The organism is Pseudoxanthomonas kalamensis DSM 18571, assembly GCF_010211745.1.
GTDB lineage: Bacteria > Pseudomonadota > Gammaproteobacteria > Xanthomonadales > Xanthomonadaceae > Pseudoxanthomonas_A > Pseudoxanthomonas_A kalamensis.
The window spans coordinates 849,032-864,529 of record NZ_PDWQ01000001.1; the positions used below are offsets into that span (position 1 = coordinate 849,032).

Genomic DNA, 15,498 nt, shown 5'->3' on the forward strand with positions numbered 1-15,498 from the left:
GGTTAGCCGGGGGCTTTTACAAGACATCGGGGATGGGCACCGACAGCGCTTCGGCTTCCGCCTTGCAGTCACGGGCCGGCGGCGTTCCTTGTGTGCGTGCGGTATCCAGTTCGCGCCGGGCGATGGCCATGTCCTCGGTGAACTGTGGATTGGCGTGCAAACGGGCGACTACCGAAGCGGCGACGAAGCGGCCCTGCAGGATGTCGCTTTGCCAGTGGACGTTGCAGACCAGCCGGCTCTCGCCAAAGCTGCGGCCGCGGGCCAGCACGGCTTCGGCCTGATCCGGCGATGCCTCGGCCAACACCAGCGCGGAGGCCCAGCCGATCGCTGTATGCCCTGACGGGTATGAACCGCTCTTGCGCAAACCGGCTTCGTTGTCGGGAGTGCAGGTGGTTTCGCCGTGCGCCATGAACGGGCGTGGACGCAGGTAATGATTCTTGGCCGACCTGGTGCCGTAATGGCCGACATCGGCCATCAGGCGCTGCAGCACCTGGTACAGGCGCGGCGTTCCCTCGGCAGTGACCGCGGTTCCCAGAGCGCAATCGAAGGCGCTGGCCGCGCCCGGAAAATGCAGATCGGCATCGACGGCAGCCTGCTCCCAGCGCGGCGTTCCACGCAGGGCCTGGACATTGCGATGCACTTCCTCGTCGTGTGCAAGGGCAGCCGTGCCCGGGGCGGGCGGAGGTGGCAGCAATTCCAGGCTGCTGGGTACGGCGGCGGGATCCAGGTATCCGGCCAGGAAGCCCGGTATGGCTTCGGGCACATCGGTGCGCGGACCGGAGGCCAGCGGAGCCGGTGCCGTGGCGCAGGCACAGAGCAGCGCGGCGGCAAGCGAGGACAGCAAGACGAAGCGTGATGGCGAGTTCGGCATGGACATGGCGGCAGGCGTTTGTCTGGGAAGGATCAGGATACCGGTTCGATTTCAGTTTCCTGCCGGGTTTCATCATTCTGCACAGATCGTTTTTCAGGAAGCCACGAAGACGGGCCGGAAGCTGATGATCGATATCTTGGCCAATGTGCCGCTCTCGGTTTGCTTCAGTACCCGACTGTCTGCGTAGCCGGGGATGTACCAGACTTGGACGACGGCATCGCGCTTTTGAGGGAATCCCCTCTGTCCTTCGCCTGCGGCAGTTGAATCGACACGGAAAAGCCCGCATCAAGGGCGGGCTTTCGTTGCGTAACGAGCTGTTTTTGCAATTGATTCTGGTGGCTATGGGTGGAATCGAACCACCGACCTCGGGATTATGAGTCTCGCGCTCTAACCGTCTGAGCTACATAGCCATGGAACCGCGTATTTTTCCCGGGTCCGGGAGGCTTGTCAATTTTCTGCCGCTATGGGCGATTCCGGCTTGAGCCTTCCGCGTGGCCGTGGCACAGTCGGGCGCAGTAGATATCAGGAGTCCGCATCGTGATCGATTCGGACGGCTTCCGACCCAATGTCGGGATCGTGTTGATGCGCCAGGACGGCCAGGTGTTCTGGGCGCGGCGGGTGCGCCGCGACGGCTGGCAGTTTCCGCAGGGCGGCATGAACACGGACGAGACCCCGGTCGAGGCCATGTACCGCGAATTGCGTGAGGAAACCGGCCTGCTGCCCGAGCACGTGGAAGTGCTGGCGGCGACGCCAGGCTGGCTGCGCTACCGATTGCCGCAACGGGCGATCCGCCGCAACGAGCGCCATGTCTGTATCGGTCAGAAGCAGGTCTGGTTCCTGCTGCGGCTGGTCGGCGATGAGCGGCATGTGCAGCTGGATCTGACCGAGGCGCCCGAGTTCGACCATTGGCGCTGGGTGGATTTCTGGTATCCGCTGGAACACGTGGTCATGTTCAAGCGCGGGGTGTACGCCCGGGCGCTGCGTCATCTGGCGTCCTACGCCGAACAGGTCGCCGGCATCCAGGACCTGCCGCAGGCGTTGCTGGACAGCCTGCTGCCGGACCCGGGGCGCCGGCGACGCCCGGCGCGACACCGGAACGGACCGCGCTGCAAAGAGGCGGGAGTCGGCCAGGAGGGCGCTCCGAGGCCCGGCAGAAGCGGCGAATCGGGGAAGAATTGACAATCATTCTCATTCAATGTTGAATGGGCACGGGCCGATTCAGCCCGCGAAGCCGAACAACCCGCCTGCCATGTATGTCTGCGTCTGCAATGGAGTCACCGATCGCCAGATCCGCGAAGCCGCGGCCGGTGGTTGCCGCAGCGTGGCCGAACTGACCATGCGTACCGGCGCCGGTGCCTGCTGCGGCACCTGTCTGGACCTGGCGGCTTCGCTGCTGGACGAAGTCGCCGGCGCACGTGACCTCGGCCTGCCGCTGCTGAATCTGTCGCAGGCGGCCTGAACCTGTTCCGACACATTCGCGAACTGATCACGATTCGCGTTTCGTCATTCTCCTGCGCGGCTTGCTAGGCTGCGGCCACTCCCCGCCGAGAGAACCTGCCATGAAGGGCGATGCCAAGGTCATCGAGTTCCTCAACAAGGCGCTCTACAACGAGCTGACCGCGATCAACCAGTATTTCCTGCACGCCAAGATGCTGAAGAACTGGGGTCTGAAGGAACTGGCCGAACACGAGTACAAGGAATCGATCGACGAGATGAAGCACGCCGATGCCTTGTCCGAGCGGATCCTGTTTCTGGAAGGGCTGCCGAATTTCCAGTCGCTGGGCAAATTGCGGATCGGCGAGAACCCGCATGAGCTGCTGCAATGCGACCTGGCGCTGGAGATGGAGGCCGTGCCGCTGCTGCGCGAGGCGATCGCCCATTGCGAAGGCATGGGCGATTACGTCAGCCGCGACTTGCTGGCCGATATCCTCGAATCCGAGGAAGAGCACATCGACTGGATCGAGACCCAGCTGTCGCTGATCGAACGGATCGGCGAACCGAGCTACCTGCTGACCAAGCTGGAAGACTAGGGGTTGTCGACCGGGGCACGCGAGGCGTGCTGCGAGATGTAGCCCTGCAAGGCCATGCGCGCCCGCGCGTATTCGGCGATCACCAGCGCCACCGAGACCGCAGGGCGGTCCAGTTTCTGCGCCCGCGCGCCCAGCTCCACCCGTTTGGCCGCGGTGGACAGGGCCATGGCGCCGACGTTGGCGCTGGAGGATTTCAACGTATGCGCGGCATCGCGCATGGCATTCATGTCGGGGGCGACGGATGCCACTTCCAGCTGCTGGATCAGCTGCGGGGCGTCTTCCAGGAACAGCTGGATGATGCGCACGGTTTCGTCGCCGGCGATTTCCTGCAATTCGTCCAGCAGGTTGTGGTCCAGTACCGGGAAGCTGGCCGGCGAGGGCGCCGGCTTGCCGGTGGCCAGGGTGGCGGCAGGTGCGCCACCCATCGACGGCGTCGGCGGGGAGCCTTCGGCGGTGGCCAGCGGCTTGACCGGCTTCGGTGTCGGGGTCGAAGGCAGCCAGCGGCGCAGGCAGGCATCGAGCTGTTCGCGCGAGACCGGCTTGGACAGGAAGTCGTCCATGCCGGCATCCAGGCAGCGCTGGCGATCACCGGACATGGCGTTGGCCGTCATCGCCACGATCGGCAGTCGCGCCGTGCCCGGTCGGCCGGACTCGATGTCGCGCCAGCGGCGCGAGGCGGTATAGCCGTCCAGCACCGGCATCTGGCAATCCATCAGCACCAGGCCGTAGGCGCCGGTCGCCATCTTCTCCAGCGCCTGTTCGCCGTTGCCGGCGATGTCCGAGTCGTAACCCAGCACTTCCAGCAGCTTGCGGGCGACGGCGAGATTGACCGGGTTGTCCTCGACCAGCAGCAGTCGTCGGCTGGAGGCGACTGACGAGGCGGTGGCGATGTCGGCGGAGGCGGGCTTGGCGACGTCGGACGGCGCCGCCGCCGCCGGGATCGGTTCGGGTTCCGGTTTTGCGGCCGGAATCGACGATCCCGCTGGTGCCAGCAGGACTTCGCGAAGCTCCGATTCCGGGATCTGCCGGGGCAGCAGCGCGGCAGCCATGCGCAGCTCGTCGGGGACGCGTTCGTCGCCGTACAGCCATAGCAGGCGGGTGTCCGTATGGCGGTCGTTGCCTTCCAGGTTGCGTTGCAGCGCACGGGCGCTGCCGGGGATGCCGGCCAGGTCGCCGATCACCCAGGCGTAACTGCCGGGCGCATGCGTGCGCAGCAGTTCCAGCGCCTCCTGGGTGGTTTCGACCGCGTTGAGCTGCAGGTTCCAGGACGGCAGCAGGAAACTCATGCGCTGGCGCAGCCGCGGATCGGAGGTGACCAGCAGGACCCGTGGCGTGCTGCCGGCCAGCGTGTGGTTGCGCAGGTCGCCGACGATCTTCAGCAGCGGGATCTCGAACCAGAATGTCGAACCACGCCCGCGTGCCGAGACCACGCCGATGCTGCCGCCCATCAGGTCAACAATGCGCTTGCAGATCACCAGGCCCAGGCCGGTGCCGCCGTACAGGCGAGTGGTGGAGGCGTCGGCCTGATTGAAGGGGAGGAACAGACGCTCCTGTGCGTCTTCCTCGATGCCGATGCCGGTGTCGTGGACCTCGAAGCGCAGCAGGTGCTGGTCCTGACTCTCGCCGAGCCGGCGCACGGTGACGGTGACCGCGCCGCGCTCGGTGAACTTGACCGCGTTGCCGATCAGGTTGCTGAGGATCTGCCGCAGTCTCACCGGATCGCCGCGCACCGACAGGCGCACGGCCGGGTCCAGTTGCAGTTCCAGCCGCAGGCCCTTGCTTTCGGCCGGGCGCAGCATCAGGTGCAGCACGCCGTCGAGCAGTTCGCGCAGGTTGAAGGTGGTGGTCTCGAGGTCGAGCTTGTCGGCTTCGAGCTTGGAGTAGTCGAGGATGTCGTCGACGATCCGCAGCAGTTGCTGCGAAGACGCGGTCGCGGTGACCAGCATCTCGCGCTGGTCGGGCGCCAGCGGCGCGCGCGACAGCAGGTCCAGCATCGGCACGATGCCGTTGAGCGGAGTGCGGATCTCGTGGCTCATCGTGGCCAGGAACTCGCCCTTGGCCAGCACTGCGGCCTCGGCGGCCTGCTTGGCCTGCATCAGTTCCTGTTCCAGCTGGTCGTGGCGGCGCAGTTCGCGGTGCAGGCTGTCGCGCTCGGATTCGGCCATGGCCGCGCGCGTGCGCATCATGTCGTCTTCATCGGCCAGCTGGCGGTACTGCAACAGTGCGGCGATCGCCAGCAGCAGGGTCGCGGTGGCGCAGGGCAGGGCCAGCAGCAGCCACGGCCCCGGCACCCGCAGCACGTCCAGCGCCAGGAAGCACAGCGCCAGCAATGCGGCCGACAGGGTCAGCCAGGCCATGCGGGACGAACGCGGCGTTGAACCCATTCCTACAGGACCGCGTTGTAGAAATCGAAGCTCAGCTCGCTGCCGACGCCTTGCACCAGATTGCCCTGGATGAAATCGACGCCGCCCAGCCACATCGCGGCAGCGGCCTGCGGATCCTCGATGTGCTGGCCGATGACCTGCAGGCTGTGGCGATGGGCCAGCTCGATGATGTTGCGCAGCTGGTCGTGCAGGGCCGGGTCGGCATGCGCCTGGGCGTAGCGGTTGGCCAGCCGCAGGAAGCCCAGCGGCAGCTGCGCCAGCAGCGACTCGGCTTCAGCGCCGGGCTCGAACTGGCTGAGGCAGAACTGCACGCCGGCCGCCATCAACCGCTGGCAGAACTCGCGCAGGGTGACGGTGTGGATCAGTGCGTCGGCCAGGCGCAGGTCGATCACCAGCGAACTCGGGTCGATGCCGCGCTCGGCGATGCCCTTCAGCAGCCAGTCGGCGACGCCGTCGCGGGCCAGGGTGCGCGGCGACTGCGAGACGAACAGCCGCAGCGGCGGCGTCTGATCCTTGCGCTGGGCCAGCAGCTCCAGCACCCGTTCCAGCACCTGCTGGTCCAGCTCGACGATGCGGCCGGCGAATTCGGCCGCCGGCACGGCTTCGGCGGCGGTCAGCAGGTGGCCGTCGTCCTGGCGCATGCGCAGCAGGACCTGGTACTGCGCCAGATCGCTGCCGGCGACCGAGACGATCGGCTGGAACGCCAGTTCCAGCGAAGCGTCTTCCAGCGAGACCTTGTCCTGATCCTCGTCGGCGACGGCCGGCATGTAGGCGGCGATGTCGCTGGTCTGCTGGCGGGCGTCGAGGGCGGCGCGTTCGACCGCTTCCAGCGCGCTGCCGCCATCGGCGAACCCGTACGGCAGCGCGGCATAGCCGATCACCCCGCGCAGGCGCAGCGGCTGGTCTTCGCCGGGCAGTTCGAACGCCGCATGGCCGAGGCTGTCGCGCAGGCCGGTGGCCAGCGGCTCCAGCTGCTCCGCGGCGATGCCTTCGGCCAGGCACAGGAAACTGTTGTCGTTGAGCCGGGCCAGCAGGTGCGGCGCGGCCGCCTGCGCCAGCCGCTGTCCGGCCTGGATCATCAGCTGCTCGAAGCGCGAATAGCCGAAGCGCTCGCGCAGGCCCGGCGCGCCGCCGACTTCGACGAAATACACGCCGCCGGCGACCTCGTCGGAGCCGCGATGGGCCTCCAGCAGCGCGTTCAGGCGCTGGAACACGTGCGAGCGCACATGCAGCCCGGTCTCGGGGTTGATCGTCGGCGCGGGGGCGGCGACCGGCGCGCGCTGGCGCGCGCGCAGGATGCGGTTGGAGACCGCCGCGATCAGGTGGCGCGGGCGGATCGGCTTGGTCAGGAAATCGTCGGCGCCGCTTTCCAGCACTTCGAACTGGCGCTCCGGGTCCGGGTCGCCGGTCAGGAACACGATCGGCATGTGCAGGTATTCCGGGCGCTTGCGCAGTTGCTGGGTCAGCACCATGCCGTCGTTGCCGGGCATGTGCAGGTCCATCAGCACCAGATCGGGCGAGTAGCGTTCGATCGCTTCCAGGGCGTGCGCCGGGTCGGTCTGCACTTCGGCCTGCATGCCGGCCCCGTGCAGCACGGATTGCGCGAACAGCGCCTGCCCGCGGTCGTCCTCGATGATCAGGACCCGGTAGGGGGCGACATTGCCGCCATCGGCACCGCCGTTGCGGTCGGTTGCCGGAGGGGACATCGTGGCGCCGGTGTCGGCCGCGGACGGCGCTGCAGTCGTTTGCGGTCCGGGGATAGGCGGCGCCGGCGCGGCTGCAGTGGCGGGTTCGGGGGCGTCTTCGGCCGGGGCATCGCCGGTCCAGCGCCGCCAGAAATGCGGCGGCGGTGTTTCCGCGCGCAGCTGCGTTCGTTCGTTCGGCGGTCGTGGCGTCGATTCGATCCCGGACATCTAGGCTTCCCCAAGCTATCTCACATTATGCGACGAAGTTCACGAGTTGGGGCGCCGGCCGGAAAACTCATTCGGCGGCCGCGGCCGGGCCCGCGCCCGGAGATTCGTCGGTCTGGAACAGGCGCTTGAGCCCGCGGGTCACCTTCCGCCATACCCACCAGACGGTCAGCGCCACGATCAGGCTGATGCCTACCACCAGTACCAACGCAATCCAGGGGTGGGCAAAGGCCAGCGACAGGCCGCCGACCACCACCGCATCCTCGACGATCGACGCGGTCAGGTTGCTGGCCGGCTCCGGCGAGGTGTTGAGCAGGGCGCGCGAACCGCTCTTGACCAGATGGCTGGTCAGGGCCACGCCAGCCCCTGCCGCCAGCGCGCCGGCGCCGAGCTCGCCGTCGGGCGACAGCGTGGCCGCGGCCAGGAAGGCGCCGGCCGGGACCCGGGCCAGGGTCTGCAGCAGGTCCCAGACCGAGTCGACGCCGGGGATCTTGTCGGCGAAGAATTCGGTCAGCGCCAATGCGCCCGACGTGCCCAGCACCCACCACGAGGTCGTGGCTTCCAGGGCCGGCGGCAGGTCCAGCCAGCCCAGCGCGCCGGCTAGGCCGACGCCGAACACGGTCAGGTAGACGCGGATCCCGGCCATCCATGCCAACAGGATCCCAATTGCGAAAAGATGTGCTTCGGACATGGCGGGGATTCCCCTAGACTGGGCGCCAATGGGCCGTCATGGCCCGGCATGCCTCCGAGTATAGGATTGTTGACTGGATGCCGCCTGAGTCGCCCGTCAGCGGTGGGCACGGGGCGGCCAGACCCGGTTTCCCTGTCATCCGATGTCCAAGAACGCCGTACCCAATCCCGATTCGTTCGTCCACTACCGGATCGTGGCCCGCGATCCGGCGACCCGGCGCTGGATGGTCTGGGCGGTCGCGGCGCTGTGGCTGGCCAGCCTGATTGCGGTCTGGCTGCTCGCCGGGCGCCAGGCGGTCGGACCGCAGCGGGCCACCTCGCAGCAACAGACGCAGCAGTTGGAAAAGGAACTGCGGCAGGCCAAGGCGCGCCTGCGCGAGTTCGACCAGCGCGACGCCACCTTGCGCCGTTCGGACCAGATCAGCCGCCAGGCCAACCTGGACCTGCAAGGTACGCTGGCGCAGCGCGACGAGGAAATCGCCTCGCTGCGCGCCGACGTGGCCTTCTACGAACGTCTGGTCGGACCGACCAGCCCGCGCCAGGGGTTGAACGTGTTCAACGCCGAATTCGTCCCGCTCGGCGAGAACACCTGGAAATACCAGATCGTGCTGACCCAGAACCTCAACCGCGGTTCGGTCAGCAGCGGGCGCATGCGTTTCAGCGTGGAAGGCATCCGCGACGGCAAGCTGGCCACCATGGACTGGGCGCAACTGCACCAGAAGCCGGACATCGAACAACAGCCGTATTCGTTCCGCTATTTCCAGCAGCTGGAAGGCAATGTCACCTTGCCGCCCGGTTTCACCCCGCAGCGCGTGCGCGTATGGTTGCGTGGCGACAACGTCACCGTGCAGCGCGATTTCGACTGGACGCTTGCCGAAGCCACCCCCTGAGCCGTGGCGCGACCGCCGAGCGGCATCCCCCACCCCTGTCGGAGAACTCCCGATGCTCAAACAGAAACGACCGAATCCCGACGGTACCCAGATCGACACCCTGATCGGCGCCCACGTTACCCTGCGCGGCGACATCAGTTTCAGCGGCGGGCTGTACGTGGAAGGCCGCATCCACGGCACCGTGGTCGCCGAGGAGGGCCAGGCGGCGATACTGACGCTGTCCGAGCAGGGCAGCATCGAGGGCGAAGTGCGCGCGCCGGTGGTGATCGTCAACGGCCGCCTGCACGGCGACGTGTACGCGTCGGAAAAGGTCGAACTGGCGGCCAAGGCGCGGGTGCAGGGCAACATCCACTACAAGGTGGTGGAGATGAGCGCCGGCGCTACCCTGACCGGACGCCTGATCCACGCCGATGCCGAGACCGAATCGCCCGCGCTCAGCGCGGTGCCGTCGTCCCGGCCGGCGGCCAACGGCGACTGAAGCCGGTCGTTGTCCTGAGCCATGGGACATCCTGCACATCCACCGTCGGGCCTTCCTGCCCGCATCGGTTCGCTGGCACTGGGCATCGGGGTCCTGCTGTGTCTGGGATTCGGTGTCTGGGGTTTGTGGAGGGTGTGGGCGACGCGCAGCCAGCCGCAGGTCACCGCCGAGCAATGGCAGGCGCAGCAGCGCCGGATCGACGAACTGGAGCAGCAGGCCGTCAGCCTGCAGCGTTCCGACCAGATCAGCCGCGACGCCAATCTCGAATTGCAGGGCACGCTGGCCGAGCGCGACGAGGAAATTTCCGCGCTGCGCGCCGACGTGGCCTTCTATGAACGCCTGGTCGGGCCGACCGCGCAGCGGCGCGGCCTGACCGTGCATGCGCTGCGGTTGCAGGCGCAGAACGACCAGGCCTGGCATTTCACCGCCACTCTCAGCCAGACCCTCGGCCGCAGTGTCAACGCCGGCCAGCTGCGGCTGCGGGTGGAGGGCACCGAGAACGGCAAGCTGCGCCGGCTGGACTGGTCCGACCTGCGTCAGCAGGCCGATGCGCCGGGGGTGGCGTATTCGTTCAAGTACTTCCAGCGCCTCGAAGGCGATCTGCTGCTGCCGCCGGGGTTCCAGCCGGTCCGGATCGCGGTGCGCCTGCAGCCGCGCGGCGGTACGGCGGTGGAACAGTCCTTTGCCTGGAACGCAGTGGTGGCCCCGGAAGCCGCGCCGGACGGGGGATCGCCGGAACCGGATTGAAGCGGCGGACTTGAACCGCATCGGTTCCGGGCCCATCCTGAGTGCATGAGCACGCTGATTTCCCTGCCCGAAGCCGCGCCCGGCTACCAGTCGCTGGAGCAACCGCTGCATTTCACCGCGGCGGCGGCGGCCAAGGTGCGCGAGCTGATCCGTGAAGAGGGCAACGAGGCTCTGGCCCTGCGCGTGTATATCGAAGGTGGCGGCTGCTCGGGCTTCCAGTACGGTTTCGAGTTCGACGAGAACCGCGCCGAAGACGATCTGGCGGTACAGACCAACGGCGTGACCCTGCTGGTCGATCCGCTGAGCCTGCAGTACCTGATGGGCGCCGAAGTGGATTACAGCGAAAGCCTGCAGGGTGCCCAGTTCGTGATCCGCAATCCCAACGCCAGCACGACCTGCGGGTGCGGCAGCAGCTTCTCGGTCTGACCCGCACCGCGATCGCATGAGCGCCGCCACGGACGCCCGCGTTTCCGGCTTCGCCTTCGTCGACGATCCGCTCGACCGCGCCGATCTGCTGCGCGGCGATGCCGAAGCGTTGCGCCGCCTGTGGCCGCAGGCGCGGGTGCTGTGCCTGGATGCAGAGGGCCGCGCGCGCGCCGACGCGCAGGGGCAGCCGATGCCGCGGACCGGCGCGCAGGCCGGGGCCGGCCCGGAAGGGGCGATCTTCCTAGGACTGGACGGCGAACAGGCCTGGTTCGCCCAGGCCGGCGATGCGGCCGATGCGGAAACCCCGGGCGTCGATCTGCGCCAGGCGGGAGCGACCTGGCCGGCGCGCGAGGCGGGCGTGTTCGCGCTGGCGCGCGCCTTGCTGCATTGGCAGTCGCGCACCCGTTTCTGCGGCGTCTGCGGCGGCGGCGTGCGGTTCGAGCGCGCCGGCTATCTGGGCCGCTGCACGCAATGCCATGCCGAACACTATCCACGGGTGGATCCGGCGGTGATCGCCGCGGTCAGCGACGGCCGGCGCCTGCTGCTGGGGCGCAAGGCCGAATGGCCGGCGCGGCGCTATTCGCTGATCGCAGGCTTCGTCGAACCCGGGGAGACGCTGGAACAGACCGTGGCGCGCGAGGTGATGGAGGAAACCGGCGTGCGCGTACGTCGCAGCCGATACCTGGCTTCGCAGCCATGGCCGTTCCCCGGCGCGCTGATGCTGGGCTTCGAGGCGCTGGCCGAACCCGACCCGCCGCGGCTGGAAGACGAACTGGAGGACGTGCGCTGGTTCGAGCGCGAACAGGTGGGCGCGGCGCTGGAGCGCGGTGGCGAGGATGCGCCGTTGCGGCTGCCGCCGCGGCTTTCGATCGCCCGTGCCCTGGTCGAACGCTGGTACCGGCACGGCCCGATGCCCGCGTGATCCGGGGTACCGGCACCCGGCGGGAAGGCCGCTCGGCTAGAATCGTGGTCATGGAAGGGGACGACGCGTCGAGGAGTCGCGGATGTCGATCACGTTGCTAGCCGTGGTGGTCGCGCTGGTGCTGGGCCATGTGGCGCCGACGCTGGTTGCCGGCCTGCGGCAGTACGGCTGGTTCGCGCACTGGACCGGCTGGCTGGGCCGGCAGGCGCAGGGCTGGGAATTCTGGCGCGGACGCTACGGCATCGTGCTGGCGCTGCTGCCGCCGTTGCTGCTGGTCGGGCTGGTGCAGTGGGTCTGGCGACTGCCGTGGATGGGGTTGTTCGACCTGCTGTTTGGCGTCGTTGCGCTGGTGTACGCGTGGGGGCCGCGCGACCTCGATGTGGATGTCGAGGCGATCATCGACAGCGACGATCCTGAAGCGCGCCGTATCGCCATCGCGGACCTGTGGCCGTCCGATGCGCAGCCGTCCAGTGAGGGGCCGGCGTTGGTCGAGGCGGTGTTCCGCAGTGCTCTGCAGCGCTGGTTCGGCGTGGTGTTCTGGTTCCTGCTGTTGGGGCCGGCCGGCGCGCTGTTGTATCGCCTTGCCGAGCTGGCGGCCCAGCACGGCGAAACCTACGGCCTGCCGGAGGCCAACGCGGCCGGTGCGCGCGTGTTGCGCGCGCTGCTGGAATGGCCGGTGGCGCAGCTGATGACGTGGTCGATGGCGCTGGTCGGCAATTTCGACGTGGTCTACCAGGCCTGGCGCTCGAATGGCGGCAATCGCCTGCAACTGGACAGCGGCTTCCTGGGCGCGGCCGCACGCGCCAGCGTACGCTCGGAACTGGCCGAAGAAGCACAGGAATACGCCGAGGAAGGCATGGTGCAGGTATTGCCCGAACTGCCCGAATTGCGCGATGCGATGAGCCTGGCCTGGCGTGTGCTGCTGCTGTGGCTGGCGGTGCTGGCGGTACTGGTGATCGCCGGCTGGGTCAGCTGAGGCGGGCGTTGCCGGAAGGCGTGCGGCTCAGCCCGGCGCCAGCAGCGTGAACGGCATCCACGGCAGGTTTCGCAATACGGCGAAACCGAGCAGCAGAACCAGCCATAGTTGAGGTTTGGCCAATACTCGGATCAATGGATCGAGCGGGCGCAGGCGCACGCCGGCCGCGTTCAGCGCCATCAGGGCAATGAAGGGCAACGCCAATGTCAGCAGCGGATTCATCGTCAATGCCTGCAGGACATCCAGCTGGGTCAGTGCATGCAGGCAACGCGTGCTGCCACATCCAGGGCAATAGAGACCTGTTAGTGCGTGGAACGGGCATTCCGGCAACAGACTGCCCTGTGCGTTCGGATCGATCCGGCTGACCACTGACAATGCGCCGACACCGGCGACAGCCAGCAGGGCCGTAGGTGCCCAGCGCGGGATTCTTGAGACGAGGCTATGGTGCATGAATTCGGGCCAAGACGGCCCGGACGTTGTCCGGGCCGCTCACTTGCGATCAGTAATTACCCTGAAGCGCGCCCAGTCCACCCAAGGCGAACAGGAAGATCAGATAGGCGACGACCAGCACGACCCATGCGATGACCGACCAGATTGCCCATTGCTTGGCCTTGTTGGATGACTCTTGCGCTCCAGCCACATCGCCGGCAGCAAGCTTGCCGTTGACCTGTGCGGCATACACGATCGAGACGATGCCCAGCGGCAGACAGCAGAACAAGGTGGCCAGGATGGCCCAGACCAAGTTGTTCGGAACGTAGGCTGTGGGTGCGTTGGGAGGGGTTGCGCTCATGGGTGCTCCTCGATTGGGTGGTGATACGAAAATACAACAACTGGCAGCTTGTCAATTCATGTTGCTCAGGCCGCCCAGCACGCCCATCCCGCCGACGAGCAGGATGAACAGCAGATACAGCAACAATGGCACCAGGGCCAGGCCGGCCGACAGCATGGCCCAGAACTTGGCCTTGGCGGAGGATTCGCGTGCGCCGCTGATGTCGCCGGCAGCGCGCTTGCCGTCCACCTGTGAGGCATACACGATCGAGACGATGCCGATGGGCAGGCAGCAGAACAGTGTGCTGAGGATGGCCCAGACCAGATGGTTGGGAATGTATTCGACGGTATTGCCGGGCAGCGGAGGCGTCGCGTTCATCGGTTCCCCAGAGACTATGGTGCAGAAGCGTTGGCCCGCTGGACGCGAGGCAGCCTTATGCCGCTAGGGTAACCAAGTCGGCGTGCCCGGGAAAGCGTCAGGCCGCGTCGCCGCGCAGTTCGCGGACCTTGGCTTCCAGCGTCTCTGCCGTGACCGTGCTCCCATCGACCGGCGCATCGGCCACCACGTCCGCCCGCGCGCGGAAGCGGCGCGGCACGCGCATCCGGTGCAGTCGCGAGTCGCGATGGCTCCACATGCTGCTCCACATGCCTTTCAGCGCCATCGGTACCACTGGCACCGGGCGGCGTTCGAGGATCTTTTCCACGCCGGACTTGAACGGAGCGATCTGCCCGTCCCTGGTCAACGCGCCCTCGGGGAAGATGCACACCAGCTCGCCTTCGGCCAGCACGGCGTCGATCTGGTCGAAGGCGAGCTGCATCATCTCCGGGTCTTCGCGGGCGCCGGCGATCGGGATCGCCTTGGCGGTGCGGAAGATCCAGCGCATCACCGGGATGTTGAAGATCTTGTAGTACATCACGAAGCGCACCGGACGCGGCACGCTGGCGGCCAGGATCAGCGCGTCCATGTAGCTGACATGGTTGCACACCAGCAGGGCCGGGCCTTCGTCGGGGACGTGCTTCTCGATCCCGTGCAGGCGCAGCCGGTACAGCGCGCTGACCAGCATCCAGCTGAGGAAACGCATCAGGAACTCGGGCACGATGGTGAAGATCCACAGGGCGACTACCGCGTTGGCGATCGCCAGCGCCAGGAACAGTTGCGGGATGCTCCAGCCCAGCCAGCGCTGCAGCGCGATGCCGATCAGGGCCGCGCCGACGATGAACAGCGAGTTCTGGATGTTCATACCGGCGATCACCCGGGCCAGCTCCGATTTCGGCGTGCGGCTCTGGATCAGCGCATACAGCGGCACCACGTAGAAGCCGGTGAACAGGCCGATGCCGGTCAGGTCGAGGATGATCCGCCAGCTGCCGGCGCTTTCGACGAACTGGCCGATGCTCAGCCCCGACGCCAGCGCGCGGCCGGGCTGGGCGAAATACAGGTCCAGCATGAAGGCGCTCACGCCGAACGCGCCCAGCGGCACCAGGCCGATCTCGACGATGCGCCCGGACAGTTTTTCGCACAGCAGCGAGCCCACGCCCACGCCCAGCGAGAACAGCGCCAGCGCGAGGATGTACAGCTTCTGCGTGCCGCCGAGGTTGACCTCGGCATACACCGGCAACTGTGCGGTCAGCACGGTGCCGATGAACCAGAACCACGACACGCCGAGTACGGCGTTGCGCACGGCCAGGCGCTTGCGGGTCAGCTGCCAGATCGCCCATGATTCGCGCGCGATGTTCCAGCTGATCTCGAGTCCGGGTTCGCCGGCATCCACCTTCGGGATCCGCCGCGCCACCACGTTGCCGGCGATGGCCAGCAGAATGATCGAGATCGCCGCCACCTGCGGGCCGCATTCGCCGGCCAGTTCGAAGATCATGCCGCCGAAGATCATGCCGATCAGGATCGAGATCGAGGTGCCCATCTCGACCAGGCCGTTGCCGCCGGTCAGTTCCTCGGGCTTGAGTACCGAAGGCAGGATCGAATACTTGACCGGTCCGAACAGGGTCGATTGCAGGCCGGTGCAGAACAGTGCGACCAGCAGGATGGTCATGTTCTGCAGCAGAAAGCCGGCTGCGGCCACCGACATGATGACGATCTCCATCGTTGTGGTGATCACGATCAGCTTCTGCTTCTCCATCTTTTCGGCGATCTGCCCGGCGCTGGCCGAGAACAGCAGGTAGGGCAGGATGAAGATGGCTGGAGCCAGGTTGGCGTACAGCGCCTTTTCCGCGCTGCCGACGGCCATGAAGGCGAGCAGGCCGATGATCGCCTGCCGGTACACGTTGTCGTTGAACGCACCCAGCGCCTGTACGGTGAAATAGGGCAGGAATCGGCGCTGCCCGAGCAGGGCAAACTGGCTGTGTCCGGACATGCAAGGCTCCTTGGCTGGGCGAAGCCTAGCAGATGCGCGA

16 protein-coding genes, 1 tRNA gene and 1 pseudogene are annotated in these 15,498 nt (G+C 67.1%); 9 read left to right on the top strand and 9 right to left on the bottom strand.

Annotated elements, in window-relative coordinates:
• Positions 1–16 precede the first annotated feature (16 nt).
• Entirely contained in the window at positions 17–877 is an 861-nt protein-coding gene (locus CSC70_RS03725; protein WP_162455262.1) for an acid phosphatase, read from the bottom strand.
• Between the two features lie 327 nt (positions 878–1,204).
• Positions 1,205–1,281 (bottom strand) — tRNA-Met (locus tag CSC70_RS03730).
• Between the two features lie 127 nt (positions 1,282–1,408).
• Between CSC70_RS03730 and CSC70_RS03735 the strand changes: the two are divergent.
• From CSC70_RS03735 to bfr, 3 genes and pseudogenes are all read left to right on the top strand, one after another.
• Positions 1,409–1,889: pseudogene (locus tag CSC70_RS03735) on the top strand (RNA pyrophosphohydrolase); the annotation flags it as partial.
• A gap of 231 nt (positions 1,890–2,120) precedes the next feature.
• The gene (locus CSC70_RS03740; RefSeq protein ID WP_162455264.1) at positions 2,121–2,330 is read left to right on the top strand and encodes a (2Fe-2S)-binding protein; all 210 of its coding nucleotides are present in this window, start codon (positions 2,121–2,123) and stop codon (positions 2,328–2,330) included.
• A gap of 100 nt (positions 2,331–2,430) precedes the next feature.
• Positions 2,431–2,901: a bacterioferritin gene (bfr, locus tag CSC70_RS03745; protein ID WP_162455265.1), complete on the top strand. Its 471-nt coding sequence runs from the start codon at positions 2,431–2,433 to the stop codon at positions 2,899–2,901.
• On the opposite strand, the gene CSC70_RS03750 is transcribed toward bfr, so the two are convergent.
• From CSC70_RS03750 to CSC70_RS03760, 3 genes are all read right to left on the bottom strand, one after another.
• On the bottom strand, positions 2,898–5,249 hold the full coding sequence (locus CSC70_RS03750) for an ATP-binding protein (protein WP_425501512.1): 2,352 nt from the start codon (positions 5,247–5,249) through the stop codon (positions 2,898–2,900). The genes bfr and CSC70_RS03750 overlap by 4 nt on opposite strands.
• Before the next feature lie 38 nt (positions 5,250–5,287).
• Positions 5,288–7,198, bottom strand: coding sequence for an EAL domain-containing protein (locus CSC70_RS03755; RefSeq protein WP_162455267.1), 1,911 nt, complete (start codon positions 7,196–7,198; stop codon positions 5,288–5,290).
• 67 nt (positions 7,199–7,265) lie between these two features.
• Positions 7,266–7,886, bottom strand: coding sequence for a DUF4126 domain-containing protein (locus CSC70_RS03760; protein ID WP_162455268.1), 621 nt, complete (start codon positions 7,884–7,886; stop codon positions 7,266–7,268).
• Positions 7,887–8,028: 142 nt separating this feature from the next.
• Between CSC70_RS03760 and CSC70_RS03765 the strand changes: the two genes are divergently transcribed.
• The 6 genes from CSC70_RS03765 (at position 8,029) to CSC70_RS03790 (ending at position 12,324) form a co-directional block, all read left to right on the top strand.
• A complete protein-coding gene (locus CSC70_RS03765; RefSeq protein WP_162455269.1) occupies positions 8,029–8,775 on the top strand; it encodes a DUF6776 family protein in 747 nt (248 codons plus the stop codon).
• Positions 8,776–8,827: 52 nt separating this feature from the next.
• Complete coding sequence (locus tag CSC70_RS03770) at positions 8,828–9,253, top strand: bactofilin family protein (protein WP_162455270.1); 426 nt, start codon at positions 8,828–8,830, stop codon at positions 9,251–9,253.
• Positions 9,254–9,274: 21 nt separating this feature from the next.
• Positions 9,275–10,000, top strand: a complete 726-nt coding sequence (locus CSC70_RS03775; protein WP_162455271.1) for a DUF6776 family protein — start codon at positions 9,275–9,277, stop codon at positions 9,998–10,000.
• A gap of 45 nt (positions 10,001–10,045) precedes the next feature.
• On the top strand, positions 10,046–10,426 hold the full coding sequence (gene erpA / locus CSC70_RS03780; protein ID WP_162455272.1) for an iron-sulfur cluster insertion protein ErpA: 381 nt from the start codon (positions 10,046–10,048) through the stop codon (positions 10,424–10,426).
• A 16-nt stretch (positions 10,427–10,442) separates the two neighbouring features.
• Entirely contained in the window at positions 10,443–11,348 is a 906-nt protein-coding gene (nudC, locus tag CSC70_RS03785) for an NAD(+) diphosphatase (RefSeq protein WP_162455273.1), read from the top strand.
• An 82-nt stretch (positions 11,349–11,430) separates the two neighbouring features.
• Positions 11,431–12,324, top strand: a complete 894-nt coding sequence (locus CSC70_RS03790) for a cobalamin biosynthesis protein (protein ID WP_162455274.1) — start codon at positions 11,431–11,433, stop codon at positions 12,322–12,324.
• A gap of 27 nt (positions 12,325–12,351) precedes the next feature.
• On the opposite strand, the gene CSC70_RS03795 is transcribed toward CSC70_RS03790, so the two are convergent.
• From CSC70_RS03795 to CSC70_RS03810, 4 genes are all read right to left on the bottom strand, one after another.
• Entirely contained in the window at positions 12,352–12,774 is a 423-nt protein-coding gene (locus CSC70_RS03795) for a DUF2752 domain-containing protein (protein ID WP_162455275.1), read from the bottom strand.
• Between the two features lie 49 nt (positions 12,775–12,823).
• Positions 12,824–13,114, bottom strand: coding sequence for a CD225/dispanin family protein (locus tag CSC70_RS03800; RefSeq protein WP_162455276.1), 291 nt, complete (start codon positions 13,112–13,114; stop codon positions 12,824–12,826).
• Between the two features lie 51 nt (positions 13,115–13,165).
• Positions 13,166–13,471 carry a CD225/dispanin family protein gene (locus tag CSC70_RS03805; RefSeq protein WP_162455277.1) on the bottom strand — a complete coding sequence of 102 codons (306 nt, stop codon included), beginning with the start codon at positions 13,469–13,471 and terminating at the stop codon, positions 13,166–13,168.
• Between the two features lie 97 nt (positions 13,472–13,568).
• On the bottom strand, positions 13,569–15,458 hold the full coding sequence (locus CSC70_RS03810) for an MFS transporter (RefSeq protein WP_162455278.1): 1,890 nt from the start codon (positions 15,456–15,458) through the stop codon (positions 13,569–13,571).
• Between the last annotated feature and the right edge of the window lie 40 nt (positions 15,459–15,498).